Source organism: Virgibacillus halotolerans (assembly GCF_016908515.1).
In the GTDB taxonomy this organism is placed as follows: domain Bacteria; phylum Bacillota; class Bacilli; order Bacillales; family Amphibacillaceae; genus Virgibacillus_M; species Virgibacillus_M halotolerans.
Map to the genome: position 1 here is coordinate 397,980 of NZ_JAFBEA010000003.1, position 14,185 is coordinate 412,164.

Below are 14,185 nucleotides of genomic sequence, written 5' to 3' on the forward strand. Positions count from 1 at the left end.
TTACAGTTGAAAGTTCACAGCATTTGAAAAGGGGATGTTATTGATGACGAAACAAGATGAACACATGCAACATGATCATTCGAATGGAGCCGCTACTCATGAAGGTCAGGCTCATGAGGGACACGACCATTATGATCATCACGATCATGGGGACATGGTGTCCGATTTTAAGAAACGATTTTTCATTTCTTTAATCGTGACCATTCCTATTCTCGCTTTGTCACCCATGATCCAGGAATTCATGGGTGTGGACTGGCGATTTGCAAATGATCAATACATTTTATTTGTGCTGTCCACGTTTGTATTTTTCTATGGTGGCTGGCCATTTATTACTGGCGGTATAAGCGAGTTAAGGGATAAAAATCCAGGCATGATGACCTTGATTGGATTAGCAATTATCATCGCTTATGGTTATAGTGCACTTGTTGTGTTTGGCTGGACAGGAAATGACCTGTTCTGGGAGTTAGCGACATTGGTTGACATTATGTTACTGGGGCATTGGATCGAAATGCGGTCAGTGATGGGGGCCTCCAACGCGTTGGAACAGTTAGTGAAGCTCATGCCAAACGAAGCACATCGATTAGATGAACATGATCAAGTAGAAGATGTACCATTATCCAACTTGCAGCATCACGACAGGGTACTTGTAAAACCTGGAGAAAAAGTTCCAGTTGACGGGATCATTGTGGACGGGAAGTCTGCGATAGATGAATCGATGCTGACAGGAGAATCCGTTCCCGTTGAAAAGTATCAGGGCGATGAAGTAATCGGTGGTTCCGTGAATAACGAAGGATCTCTCACGATTCAAGTTGAAAAAACTGGTGAGGATTCTTACCTTTCCCAAGTGATTACAATGGTGAGGGAAGCGCAAGATTCTAAATCTAAAACACAGGATTTAACAAATCGGGCTGCTAAATGGTTATTTTATCTGGCGTTAGCTGCTGGCTTTATTACCTTGTTTGTTTGGCTATTGCTTGGTTATTCCTTTGATACCGCATTAGAGCGGATGGTCACGGTGATGGTGATTACATGTCCACACGCTTTAGGATTGGCTGCACCACTGGTGGTGGCAGTTTCAACAGCCATTTCTGCTAAACAAGGATTACTGATTCGTAACCGTGCAAACTTCGAAGAGGCGCGTAACCTGAATGCTGTTGTTTTTGATAAAACGGGCACACTGACAAAAGGGGAATTCGGTGTAACAGATCTTGTGCCTATGGAAGGGCATCAGGAAGACGAAGTCCTATCTTATGCAGCGAGCTTAGAGCAGCATTCTGAGCATCCAATCGCAACCGGCATTGTGACGTCGGCGAAGGAAAAGAAGATTCAATTAGAAAAGGTAGTGGACTTTGAATCGATCACAGGGAAAGGTATTGAAGGGAAAGTAGCCGGTAAGCAAGTGAATGTAGTGAGTCCAGGCTATGTCAATGATCATCAAATGGATTATGACGAAAAGTTATTTAATGCAATGTCTGAAGCGGGTAAAACAGTTGTATTCGTTCTGGTTGAAGATAGATTAATTGGTATGATTGCCCTTGCAGACATGGTCAGAGAAACGGCGAAGGAAGCAATTGCAGCATTAAAAAACAATGGCATCCATTCGATAATGCTGACAGGGGACAATCAAAAAGTGGCTAATTGGGTTGCAAAGCAATTAGATATTGATGAAGTTTATGCGGAAGTATTACCAAATGATAAAGCAGATCAAGTGAAAAAGATTCAGAAAAAAGGTTGGAAGGTCGCCATGACTGGAGACGGCATCAATGATGCACCAGCGCTAGCGACAGCAGATCTAGGTATTGCGATTGGTGCAGGAACAGATGTCGCGATGGAAACTGCAGATGTGGTGCTCGTTAAAAGCAATCCAAAAGATGTGGTTGCCTTGATGGATCTATCCCAAAAAACATATCGGAAAATGATCCAGAACTTATGGTGGGCAACAGGATATAACATTTTAGCTATACCACTTGCTGCGGGTCTATTAGCGCCAGTAGGTATCGTATTAAGCCCAGCAGTGGGAGCTGTATTAATGAGCTTAAGTACAATTATTGTTGCTATCAATGCGAAATTGTTAAAAGCCTAATGTAAAGTAAATTACTGCAACACATATGAACGCAAAAGGAGTATAAAAAATGAAAAGTAAAAAAATGATGCTAGGGATGATATTGATGATATCGGCATTAATATTAGCTGCATGTGGAACCGATAATAAAACGGATATGAAGGAAAACGAAGAAGACATGGGAATGGATCATTCTAGTTCTGGAGACGTTCCGGATAATTTAAAGAAAGCAGAAAATCCAACATATGAGATCGGCAGTAAGGCAATCGTTGAAACAGATCATATGGAGGGTATGCAAGGTGCTGAAGCTACCATTGTCGGTGCTTATGATACAACAGCTTATGTTATTTCATATACGCCAACAACAGGTGGAGAAAAAGTAGAAGATCATAAATGGGTTATTCAAGAAGAAATTGAAAACGCAGATGATAAAGCGCTGGATCCTGGGACAGAAGTTACAATAAGGGCAGATCATATGGAAGGCATGGAAGGAGCGACAGCTGCAATCGAATCCGCTGAGTCAACGACTGTTTATATGATTGATTATACCTCGACAACTGACGGTGAAAAGGTGTCAAATCATAAATGGGTCACAGAAAGTGAACTATCAACGGAATAAAGTTACGTTTTAATTAAGCGCCTATTTTTGTTAACTTTTTGTAAAATAGGCGCTTAGATTATTGCCTTTAATATGTGTATATGTTAATATATGCATATATTGATTAAGTAACTATATTCCGCTAATAAATAAAATCAACGAGGGAATAATTTCTTAAAAAAGGAAACGATAAGGGAGGCAAAAATATGGAAGACAAAGAACCTAACGAAAACGAATCTAATAAAAATCTGGACGAAGAAACATTATTCGTTGTATCGCAAACATTTAAAGCATTGGGCGATCCAACAAGAATTCGCATTCTCCATTTGCTTTTTAATAGAGAGTACGCTGTAAATGAAATTGCAGAGACCCTAGAACTTAGGCAATCAACCGTGTCACACCAATTGCGTTTTTTAAAAAACCTGCGCCTTGTGAAATATCGCAGAGCAGGTACAACTTTATTTTATTCTCATGACGATGAGCATGTCATGCTTATGTTAAAACAAATGATAGATCATGCTTGTCATAGCTAGTAATGCATTTTTTAGATACATACAAAGTATAGGAGGTTTTCCAATTGGGACATGATCATGACCATGATCATACACATGGTGCAAACAAAAAAGCGTTAATGATAAGTTTTATCATTATTACTGTGTACATGATTATTGAAGTTTTTGGTGGATTTATAACCAATAGTCTTGCACTTTTATCGGATGCAGGGCATATGTTAGGCGATTCCATCTCACTGGGCGTAGGGATTTTGGCCTTTACACTGGGAGAAAGAGTGGCAAACTATAGTAAAACTTACGGTTACAAGCGGTTTGAAATATTGGCGGCAGTATTTAATGGTGTAACGCTTGTAATCATTGCGCTTTATATTTTTTATGAGGCGTATCAGCGGTTTAGTGATCCACCGGAAGTTGCTTCAACAGGAATGCTTATTATTGCTACGTTTGGTTTATTGGTAAATATCCTCGTGGCATGGATATTAATGCGAGGTGGAGATACAGAAGAGAATCTAAATTTACGAGCAGCTTATCTTCATGTTTTGGGCGATTTGTTAGGTTCTGTGGGGGCAGTTGGTGCCGCCCTGTTAATTATGTTTTTCAATTGGGGATGGGCTGATCCGCTTGCAAGTGTGATTGTGGCGGCACTTGTATTGGTTAGTGGTTGGCGCGTTACTAAAGACGCTATTCATGTATTGATGGAAGGCACCCCGAAAAATGTTGATCTGGATGACATTATAAAGACAATGGAAAATGTACAAGGCGTTTTAGGGATACATGATTTGCATGTCTGGAGTATTACGAGCGGACAAAATGCGCTTTCCTGCCATGCGGTTGTGGATGGTAATTTAACGATCCATGAAAGTCAAATACTGCTACAGTCGGTTGAACATGAGTTGGGCCATAAAGGTATCGGTCATGTTACCATTCAGATGGAAAACGAAGACCATTCCCATGAGGATTCGCTGATGTGTCAAATTGATCATGGTACCTTGTCGCATGATCACGACGATTAGGAGTGAATCATGCTTATACAAGGACAAGGCGCCAGCTCCGTATCTGTGGTATAAAATGCATTGTATCTGCAAATGTGCATTTAAAGCGTTAATATGGAAAGAATAACCTAGGATACTTTTTTAAAAAGTATCCTAGGTTATTTAAATTGTTAATTAAATGACAGCGACCCACAAAATAGACAATTATTCGTTATCTTAGATACGCAACTTTCGCACCAATAAAGTACGTTCAAAGCGTTAGATGAGTTAAACCTAGAATGTTTCTAAAACTTCCCTTGGCAACCTTATAAAGTAAAGGTTTTTCTTACACAAAATAAATCAGACTTTCTGGTTGACTTATATACAGTAGGGGGGTATAGTATAATTATAAAAGAAAAGGGAAGTGATTCATTTGGGAGAATATCTTCATGATCACCCAATTACACCGAGAACGGATGAGGAAAAACAATCCGTTGTCAATCGGTTGAAGCGAATTGAAGGTCAGGTTCGCGGTATTCAAAAAATGATAGATGAAGACCGTTATTGTGTGGATATATTGGTACAAATCAGTGCCATTAATGCAGCTTTGAAAAAGGTCGGTTTTACTGTAGCAGAAAGACATACCAAACATTGTGTGGCTCACGCAGTAAAAGCTGGTGAAGGTGACGCAGCAATTGATGAGCTGATGGGAATATTGAAGCAGTTTTCTAAATAGGAGGGAGGTAACATGAGCCAAGGCAATATACAAGAGGCAAAACATATTTCTGTAGGTGTAACAGGCATGACCTGTGCAGCTTGCTCTACAAGGGTGGAAAAGGTTTTAAATAAAATGGATGGTGTCGATGCACAGGTTAATTTAACGATGGAAAAAGCTAGTGTAAACTATGATCCTGCTACAACATCAGTAAATGAGATTAACGCCAAAATAGAGAAATTGGGATATGGCGTACAAATGGAAAAAATCAATTTTGATGTATTTGGTATGACTTGTGCAGCTTGCTCCACTCGAATTGAAAAGGTATTGAATAAGCAAGAAGGTGTGAAGGAAGCGAGCGTGAATCTGGCGACGGAGAGTGCAGCTATTGAATATAACCCGGCGTTACTTTCGGAATTGGATCTTGTCGGTAAAATTCAAAAGCTTGGCTACGATGCAAAGGAAAAAACAGATAAGGAAGAAAAACAGACACATAAAGAAAAAGAGATTAAACAAATGCAGATGAAGCTGGTGATTTCTGTAATCCTATCTGTTCCGTTATTGATCACGATGCTTGATCACTTGTTGGGCATCAACCTACCATCCATATTCATGAATCCGTGGTTCCAATTCGCACTGGCAACACCAGTCCAATTTATTATTGGATGGCAATTCTATGTTGGTGCTTATAAGAATTTACGAAACGGTGGCGCAAATATGGACGTATTGGTTGCCCTCGGTACAAGTGCTGCTTATTTTTACAGTCTATATGAGGCATTAAAAACGATCGGCAATCCCAGCTACATGCCACATCTATATTTTGAAACGAGTGCCATTTTAATTACGTTAATTTTGTTTGGTAAGTATTTAGAAACAAGTGCAAAGGGCAGAACGACACTTGCCATAACAAAGTTACTGGACCTGCAAGTAAAACAGGCACGAGTTATTCGGGATAATGAAGAAGTAATGATTCCGATTGCAGATGTAATCGTGGGTGATAGACTCGTTGTTAAACCGGGTGAAAAGATCCCAGTTGACGGTATCGTTGTGAAAGGAAGCACATCTGTTGACGAGTCGATGATTACCGGTGAATCGATCCCAATTGAAAAGCATTTACAGGCCAATCTTGTTGGTTCAACGATGAATAAAAACGGCACGATTGAAATGGAAGCAACGAAGATTGGGAAGGATACGGCCCTTGCTTCCATTGTGCAGGCAGTTGAAGATGCCCAAGGATCAAAAGCACCTATTCAACGTTTAGCAGATGTAATATCGGGATACTTTGTTCCAATTGTCGTTGGGATTGCGATGCTGACATTTATTGTATGGATTACGCTTGTTTCACCGGGTAACTTTGAACCGTCATTAGTCGCCGCAATTGCTGTACTTGTGATCGCTTGTCCGTGTGCATTGGGACTTGCTACACCAACCTCGATCATGGTGGGCACAGGTAAAGCTGCTGAAAATGGTATTTTATTTAAAGGTGGCGAACACTTAGAACGTACACATCAACTCAATGCGATCATTTTGGATAAAACCGGTACCATTACAAAAGGAAAGCCGGAAGTCACGGACTTTACAGGGGATGATCAAACACTACAATTACTGGCTAGTGCGGAAAAGGGTTCGGAGCATCCGCTAGCCGATGCAATTGTTGCCTATGCGACAGAGAAAGATATTGCTTTAGTTGACGCGGATGATTTTAAAGCGATACCGGGTCACGGTATCAGTGCACAAATTTCCGGCAAACAAGTGCTAGTCGGTACGAGAAAACTAATGGATAATCATCACGTTGATGTTAGTCACGCAGAAGGAAAGTTAGTGGACTATGAAACAAATGGAAAAACGGCAATGCTCATTTCGGTAGATGGCAAACACCGTGGCATTGTTGCAGTTGCAGATACAGTGAAAGAAACGGCTGCTGAAGCGATTAAACAATTAAAAGAGGAAGATTTGGAAGTTATAATGCTGACAGGCGATAATGAACGAACCGCTGAGGCAATTGCCAAGCAAGTTGGTATTGATCATGTTATCGCACAGGTCTTACCGGAGGAAAAAGCGGACAAGGTAAAAGAAATTCAGCTAGAGGGTAAAAAGGTTGCCATGGTTGGCGACGGTGTAAATGATGCACCTGCACTTGCGATTGCAGACATTGGAATTGCCATTGGTACAGGAACAGAGGTTGCAATTGAGGCTGCAGATGTAACGATCCTTGGTGGAGAATTATTGCTGATACCAAAAGCAATTAAATTAAGTCACGCAACGATTAAAAATATCCGGCAAAATTTATTTTGGGCTTTTGGTTATAATAGTGCGGGAATTCCGATTGCGGCGCTTGGCTTGTTAGCTCCATGGGTCGCAGGAGCGGCAATGGCGCTTAGCTCAGTAAGTGTTGTTTCGAACTCCCTTCGCCTGAAGCGAGTAAAAGTATAATTTAGCAGAAAAAATCATCCGAAAAATTACGGATGCTTAACCGTGGAAAATTTTGAAAGGAGAAATTTAAAATGCAAACTACTTTAGATGTAAGAGGAATGACTTGTGGACACTGTGAATCATCAGTAAAAGGTGCTTTAGAAGCATTAAATGGGATAACAGCTGTGGAAGTTCACTTAGATACCGGAAAAGTTGATGTGGCGTATGATGAAGCACAAGTAACAATTGCGGATATGCGTCAAGCAGTGGAAGATCAAGGATACGATGTTGTAGCATAAAGTAGAATAGGAGCTATTCCTTCATTGGGATAGCTCCTTTTATATACAAAAATAGATATTTTACAAGATAGAAAACATTCTGATGAATATTTTCCAGAAAATTGACTCTAACCGCTTGCATTTTAGGCCATAAAAGGTTACATTAATATTAGCAAATGGGAATTGAAGTTCGAATAATACTTTACGATCTCTTATCAAAGTGGTGTAAAAGTATTTATGATTCAATTACTTTGCACGATATTTGTATAGGGAGGTCATTTTAATGACTGGTAAAGTAAAATGGTTTAACGCAGAAAAAGGTTTCGGTTTCATCGAACGTGAAGATGGCGACGATGTATTTGTACACTTCTCAGCTATCGAAGCTGAAGGTTTCAAAACGCTTGAAGAAGGTCAAGACGTTGAATTTGAAATCGTTGAAGGTAACCGTGGACCACAAGCAGCTAATGTTACTCGTCTATAATTAATTAATGAAAAGGTTTATCCCATCTTGGGGTAAACCTTTTTTTGCATTCGGGAGGGATGAAAAATGGCGACATTCAATTGGCAAAAAGAGGCGGAAACACAGTGGGATAACCGTGCCGCTTTTTGGAATGAACGAAGTAAAGATATGTGGGATAAAGGGAGCAGAAAGGATATTGTTCCATTTATTGAAAAGCATCTTGCTAAAGGAAGTAACATCCTGGATATAGGCTGTGGTGATGGCTATGGCTCTTTTAAGCTGCAACAGTCCGAATACGATGTAACAGGGATGGATATATCCAGCGAGATGATCGGTATGGCTGAAAAACGTTTGGCTACAGAACCAATCACTTTTTTGCAGGGAGACGTGAATGACCTGCCGTTTAAAGATGAGAGTTTTGATGGAATGATGGCTATAAATGTATTAGAATGGACAGAGAGCCCAGCAGAAGGGCTAGAGGAACTAATACGTGTCGTTAAAAAAGATGGACTTATTTGCATCGGTTTATTAGGCCCAACAGCCGGACCACGTGCAAATAGCTATCCCCGTCTCCATGGAGAGAAGGCAATTTGTAATACGATGATGCCCTGGGAATTGCAACAGCTTGCAAGCGAAAAAGGGCTTGCATATGTGGATGGAATTGGTGTATATAAAGATGCTGTCAAAGAAACAAATCAACAAAATTTACCATTGAATTTAAAGCAAGCATTATCCTTCATGTGGGTTTTTATGCTACAAAAGGTTGGTGATAAAGATGAACAATAAAGAAATGGAAGAGAAAGTGATCGAAAGCTATCAGAACGATGAGCGAATGATGATTTTAATTTATGCACAGTGGTGTATCAATAATGGATTGGACCCAAAGAAACTGTATGAGAAGGCGTACCCCAATCAACTGAAAAATACGACGTTAACCGATGTGCTTGAGTTAACAGTCTCAAAAAAAGAGTCAGAGGACATACCGGATGTAACCGTGTTGAATGTTTTACAGTTATTTGGCAATGATGATTTGGCATTTATTGTGCAAGAAGAGATTGAAAAACGGGAGCGCAAATAACTGCACTCCTGTTTTTTTATCTGCATAGGTGAAACAAGCTTGGCGAGTGATAAGTTTTCTAAGCTGTTACTGTTCAAAGTATTTGATCAATGCTTGTGTACCACTATCGTTTTCACCCTTTTCAGCGAGTTCTTTGTAAAGTTCTAGGGAGAGGGAAAGTCCTGGTGTTTTCATTCCCATTTCCTTTGCTGATTCAAGTGCGATCGTCATATCTTTAATCAGGTGTTTTACATAAAAACCGGGAGCAAAGTCACCTTTAATCATACGAGGGCCTAAGTTGGATAACGACCAACTTCCCGCTGCGCCGGTTGTAATACTATCGAGAACGCGTACCGGATCCAAACCAGATTTTTTTGCATATACGATCGCTTCACACACACCAATCATATTGGAGGCAATCGTAATTTGATTCGCTAATTTCGTATGCTGTCCCGCGCCAGCTGGACCTTGTAAAATAATATTTTCTCCCAGATGTTGAAAAACGGGAGAAAGTTCATCAAATGCTTGCTGGTCTCCACCAATCATAATCGCCAGGGTACCATTTTTCGCACCGACATCCCCACCGGAAACGGGAGCATCCAGCGCAATGATATTTTTTTGGGCAGCTTGTTCATAAATTTGAACTGCGAGGGCAGGCTTAGATGTAGTCATATCTATAACATATGTACCTTCTCGAGCGTTTTCCAGAATGCCATCTTTACCAAAATAAACTTCCTCAACATCTGTTGGATAGCCCACCATCGTAATAATGATATCTGTTTTTTGAGCGAGATCGGCAACTGTCTCGAGCCATTTCGCGCCGTGATCCAATAATTCCTGTGCCTTTGCTTTTGTTCGCGTATAGACATTTACTTGATAACCAGCGTTTTGTAAGTTTCTTGCTATACTTTTCCCCATGACACCAGTTCCGATAAATCCAATTGTTTTGTTTGTTGTTGTCATTTTATCAAATCTCCTTTTACCTTATATACTAAACTTCGACAGCGTTACCTTTAAATCCTTTTTTATAATCGGAATTTAACTAAATTGCAAAGCGCTAGAGCGAGCGGGCAGGCGCCACTTCCCAGGTTGAGCGCCGTCCCGGAAAGTTAATGGCAGGGTCTTCATCAAGCAAGATATTTTTTCCAAATTGACATGATTTTGGGAGTGGAAATAAAGAATCATCAGCGCAGTTTTACACATAGTATAACTAATCATTCATTATGGAGGCAGATCAGCATGATTACAAGCGAGCAAGTTTCTGCGTGTAAAGCCGCTTTATTGGAAAGACAATCTAAATTAATTCATTTGGTTCAGGATAATATGGGGACAAATATATCTTTAAATAATACAGTTGGTGAGTTATCCAATTACGATAATCATCCGGGAGACATGGGAACTGAATTATATGAAAAAGAAAAGGATTTCGCTTTGGATGGGCATGCGGAAAATGAATTAGAAGAAATTAATGAAGCGCTCCATGCGATCAATGAAGGCACATACGGAATTTGCAGTAAGTGTGGAATGGATATACCATATGAACGTTTGGAAGCTGTACCGACTACTGATCGATGTATTAATCACGCTAAAGATAATATCTTTGTACGAAATCGGCCTGTCGAAGAAGAGGTGATTAGTCCAAATATAAATCCAAATAAAGAAATAGGTGAGGAACAGGTAGGTTACGATGCAGAAGATACCTGGCAGGCAGTAAGCAGATATGGTACATCTGAAACGCCTTCAGATTTCTATGGTGATCGGGACAATTACGATGAAATGTATCCGAACAGTGATGAAAATATTGGCGAAGTAGAGGACTTAGAAGGTTTTTTATCCGCGGATATCGATGGGAAATACAATGGAGTCACGCCTAATCATAATAAATACGAAGACGAACTTGATGACGAATCTTTTTAGCCTGAAAATGTATACCTTTCATAAGGATGTTGGGATATGAATGATAGTGAATATTATTGACTTATTTTTGGTGGGCAAAATAAATGCTCCTTCTAATCTGAATCTTGTTAGAAGGAGTATTTATGTTTTAAGCTACAATACTAAAAGCCAAAACCGCCCATAATGCTATCTGTTATTCCACCAAGGAACGTACTCAAGATACTTTGAACAAGAAAGCCGGATATGAGAAGAGAAACAATATATATACCAAGTAGTACATAAATGCGGTCAAATCCATTTGCAGGTTGTTCAAGTAACACTAAGGTAGGGACAATGATGATTGGGCCAAGTAAACCCAAAATCACTAAGACGCTCGCAACACTTAATCCAATCAGCGTCAGTAAAGATCCTACGATTGTTAATACTAAAAATGGAACAGTATATGCACCAACTTTTGCAATTACATCTGTGAAAGACAGGGATTGCGCGGCCATTTTCGCTCCACCAAAAACCAATGCAATGACAACAGCAAATAAAATAATAAATTGGATGAAAGGTATAAGGAAACTATCTACAAACGAAACCCCGCTCCAAATAGAGGCTATCTGATTTGCGATTAGATAGGAGCCCAAGGCAATTAGTACTGAAAAAATAACCATCGTAATAATTGCTGGAGTCATACTTTTGTGATTGATTTTCTTTGCTTCGTCCGGCCCTTTTAGCATATCCCAGAAAAAATGTCCAAAATGGCTTGATTCTCTTTTTAATGTTTCGACAAATTCATTTGGTTTTGCCGGCTCCTGGTACTGACCTTGTGTGTTCTCCTGTGTTGACGCCAGTTCTGACGTATGGTCCTGAACGTCTTCCCGATGCACTTCGCCTGTGTTTTGTGCTGCATTAACGGGTTGTTCACTTTCGGCATTTCCAGCGGTAACTGACGCCTGCATTTGTACATCTGCAGTATTCTGATCAACTACTCGTGATTCTTCTTCCGGTAATGATGCCCCGCAACTTGTGCAAAGCTTTCCCGGATCTGTTTCCTGTCCACAATTAGGACAAATCATGTCATCACTTCCTTTTCTCTTTTTTTAAAAGGCTGTTTTCGTATACGCTGTTGCTATTGATATAAACCGCGCCGGAATTTGGATATTGATTTCCGTTACTGGTAGTCGCTTTCCGCTGTTGCCCCGGCAAGGGGGTATGTCGACGTTGTGGCCTCGACAAGAGGTCTGCAAGCGTTGGCCACAAAGGCCGTACTTAGCTTGCCTGCCTAAACTAGGCGTTTTTAGTCGACCTTCATCAATGCTTCCTCGGAAGCAACCTCGCTTCCTGCGGGCTCTTGAGCTGGGACTGCGCTAACTCGTCCCACCATAAAGACTTGTTGCTTTTCCCGCAGGAGTCGACTACCATCCGCTCCAATCAACGATTACAAATAGGGTACGGCATTCATTGTTAAAGTAATAGCGTAGGAAATGCACGAAGACTCCTGCGGGAAAAGCGAAGACGATGAGACCCCGCAGCGTTCTTTGCGAGGAGGCTCAGCGCGAGCCCGCGGAAAGCGAAGTGTATTTCCGAAGCGGTAAGACGAGAAACCTAATTCATTACTTAGAAAAAAACAACAATTTTTAAGAAAACAGCCTTTTTTAATGACTTTCTTAGGATGATCCTTAACCCTACATTCGACATACTTTTCAGAAATCCTTTAAGTGCATCAACTTAAGTATATATGTATAAGGCAAAAAAAAGAAGAGGAAAAATTCCTCCCCCTTCTAATTCTTTGTTACTGTTCCTGTAGTTCCAGGCTTGTTTTTTGGGCTTTGCCATCGCGATAGTATTCAACTTCTATTTTATCACCGATATTGGTTTCAGAGTATAAATATTTACGTAGTTCCAATGTCGATGTTATTTTTTCATCGTTTAATTTCGTGATCACATCAAATTTTTGTAATCCCGCTTTTTCTGCTGCTGAACCAGCTTGAACATCTGCTATTACCATGCCACCATCAATATCATCAGGTAATTGAATTTCATTTTGGTATTGTGATGGAACTTGGTTTAATGAAGCGGTACTAATACCAATAAATGGTCTTGTTATTTCACCGTCTTTTTCCAATTGTTCCATGATCGGCAGTGCGGTGTCTACCGGAATAGCAAATCCAATCCCTTCGACTTCCTGACGTGCGATTTTCATGGAATTGATGCCAATAACTTCGCCTTTCGTATTGACTAATGCACCACCACTATTTCCGGGGTTGATGGCGGCATCGGTTTGGATGACCTCTGTAACCCAGTCAGGTTGTTGGTCTCCATTCGTATCAATACTAATGGAACGATTAAGTCCGCTGATGATTCCTTTTGTTACCGTATTAGCAAAATCCATACCAAGTGGATTACCAATTGCGAGCGCTGTTTCGCCAACTTTCATATTTTCAGATGCACCTATTTTGGCAACAGTATCCACTTTATCGCCATCAATTTCTAATACAGCTAAATCGGTTAACGAATCAGAGCCTAGTACTTTTGCTTTGATGTGATCGTTATCCTCATCGTCTTCATTGAGTACAACTTCAACCCCTTTCGCGCCTTCAACGACGTGGGCATTCGTTACGACATATGCTTTTCCGTTTTCCTTTTTGTAAATAATACCGGAACCGGAACCAGCTTCTTCGCTATCTTCCCAAGCACTTTGTTGTTGCATATTGATTACACCAACAACAGCCTTTGAGACTTCTTCAATATCAGATGATTCTTTTGCATCGTCCGTGGCCAGCGTCTTCACAATGTCAGAAGCGTTACTATCTTGTGACGGTGATGACGACGTTGGTACATCACTGGCAGTTTCATTGCTTATCGGAATTATATTAGTTGATATTAGTAATATAGCGATGGCTACTGCAACAATTCCACCAAAGAATCCGCCGAGAAAACCACGGCCACTTTTTTTTGCTGGCTTTGGATTTTCATGCTGTTTTTCCGCTTGTGTCGGATTTGTTTGCACCTCTTCTGGTGTAGCTTGTTGATCTGTCTGATCGAGTGATTGATTATCTTTGTTATCTTCGTTATGATCCATTGCTTATCACCCTTTACTTAAAATATGATTTAGTTTCATGATACAAGTAAGGAATGGGATATATTTGGTATAATTGTGGAAGAATTGTGTAATTAAGTGTTTTGGTGTTCACATCGCAAAAAGTATGTAAAAATGTAGACAATGAATAAATCGG

The 14,185-nt window shown here is 40.3% G+C and carries 14 protein-coding genes; 11 read left to right on the plus strand and 3 right to left on the minus strand.

Annotation, left to right across the window (positions count from 1 at the left end):
- The first annotated feature begins 43 nt into the window (after window positions 1-43).
- The 10 genes from JOC34_RS10740 (at window position 44) to JOC34_RS10785 (ending at window position 9,086) form a co-directional block, all read left to right on the plus strand.
- Window positions 44-2,083, plus strand: a complete 2,040-nt coding sequence (locus JOC34_RS10740; RefSeq protein ID WP_420856126.1) for a heavy metal translocating P-type ATPase — start codon at window positions 44-46, stop codon at window positions 2,081-2,083.
- 49 nt (window positions 2,084-2,132) lie between these two features.
- Window positions 2,133-2,681, plus strand: coding sequence for a YdhK family protein (locus JOC34_RS10745; protein WP_205136746.1), 549 nt, complete (start codon window positions 2,133-2,135; stop codon window positions 2,679-2,681).
- Between the two features lie 185 nt (window positions 2,682-2,866).
- Window positions 2,867-3,193, plus strand: a complete 327-nt coding sequence (locus JOC34_RS10750) for an ArsR/SmtB family transcription factor (RefSeq protein ID WP_205136747.1) — start codon at window positions 2,867-2,869, stop codon at window positions 3,191-3,193.
- Between the two features lie 44 nt (window positions 3,194-3,237).
- Window positions 3,238-4,185, plus strand: coding sequence for a cation diffusion facilitator family transporter (locus tag JOC34_RS10755; RefSeq protein ID WP_275577692.1), 948 nt, complete (start codon window positions 3,238-3,240; stop codon window positions 4,183-4,185).
- A 391-nt stretch (window positions 4,186-4,576) separates the two neighbouring features.
- Window positions 4,577-4,879 carry a metal-sensing transcriptional repressor gene (locus JOC34_RS10760; protein WP_205136748.1) on the plus strand — a complete coding sequence of 101 codons (303 nt, stop codon included), beginning with the start codon at window positions 4,577-4,579 and terminating at the stop codon, window positions 4,877-4,879.
- Window positions 4,880-4,891: 12 nt separating this feature from the next.
- Window positions 4,892-7,291, plus strand: coding sequence for a heavy metal translocating P-type ATPase (locus JOC34_RS10765; protein ID WP_205136749.1), 2,400 nt, complete (start codon window positions 4,892-4,894; stop codon window positions 7,289-7,291).
- Window positions 7,292-7,362: 71 nt separating this feature from the next.
- The gene (gene copZ / locus JOC34_RS10770; RefSeq protein WP_205136750.1) at window positions 7,363-7,569 is read left to right on the plus strand and encodes a copper chaperone CopZ; all 207 of its coding nucleotides are present in this window, start codon (window positions 7,363-7,365) and stop codon (window positions 7,567-7,569) included.
- Between the two features lie 262 nt (window positions 7,570-7,831).
- The gene (locus JOC34_RS10775) at window positions 7,832-8,029 is read left to right on the plus strand and encodes a cold shock domain-containing protein (RefSeq protein ID WP_205136751.1); all 198 of its coding nucleotides are present in this window, start codon (window positions 7,832-7,834) and stop codon (window positions 8,027-8,029) included.
- A 66-nt stretch (window positions 8,030-8,095) separates the two neighbouring features.
- Window positions 8,096-8,794, plus strand: a complete 699-nt coding sequence (locus tag JOC34_RS10780; RefSeq protein WP_205136752.1) for a class I SAM-dependent methyltransferase — start codon at window positions 8,096-8,098, stop codon at window positions 8,792-8,794.
- Window positions 8,784-9,086 (plus strand): hypothetical protein, encoded by a 303-nt coding sequence (locus JOC34_RS10785; RefSeq protein WP_205136753.1) that lies wholly within the window; start codon window positions 8,784-8,786, stop codon window positions 9,084-9,086. Before JOC34_RS10780 ends, JOC34_RS10785 begins: the two co-directional genes overlap by 11 nt.
- Window positions 9,087-9,152: 66 nt before the next feature.
- Here JOC34_RS10785 and JOC34_RS10790 read toward each other — a convergent pair whose 3' ends face one another.
- On the minus strand, window positions 9,153-10,028 hold the full coding sequence (locus JOC34_RS10790) for an NAD(P)-dependent oxidoreductase (protein WP_205136754.1): 876 nt from the start codon (window positions 10,026-10,028) through the stop codon (window positions 9,153-9,155).
- 276 nt (window positions 10,029-10,304) lie between these two features.
- Here JOC34_RS10790 and JOC34_RS10795 point away from each other — a divergent pair, with 276 nt between their 5' ends.
- On the plus strand, window positions 10,305-10,982 hold the full coding sequence (locus JOC34_RS10795; RefSeq protein WP_205136755.1) for a TraR/DksA C4-type zinc finger protein: 678 nt from the start codon (window positions 10,305-10,307) through the stop codon (window positions 10,980-10,982).
- 140 nt (window positions 10,983-11,122) lie between these two features.
- Here JOC34_RS10795 and JOC34_RS10800 read toward each other — a convergent pair whose 3' ends face one another.
- A complete protein-coding gene (locus JOC34_RS10800; protein WP_205136756.1) occupies window positions 11,123-12,025 on the minus strand; it encodes a zinc ribbon domain-containing protein in 903 nt (300 codons plus the stop codon).
- Window positions 12,026-12,741: 716 nt separating this feature from the next.
- Entirely contained in the window at window positions 12,742-14,031 is a 1,290-nt protein-coding gene (locus JOC34_RS10805; RefSeq protein WP_205136757.1) for a S1C family serine protease, read from the minus strand.
- Between the last annotated feature and the right edge of the window lie 154 nt (window positions 14,032-14,185).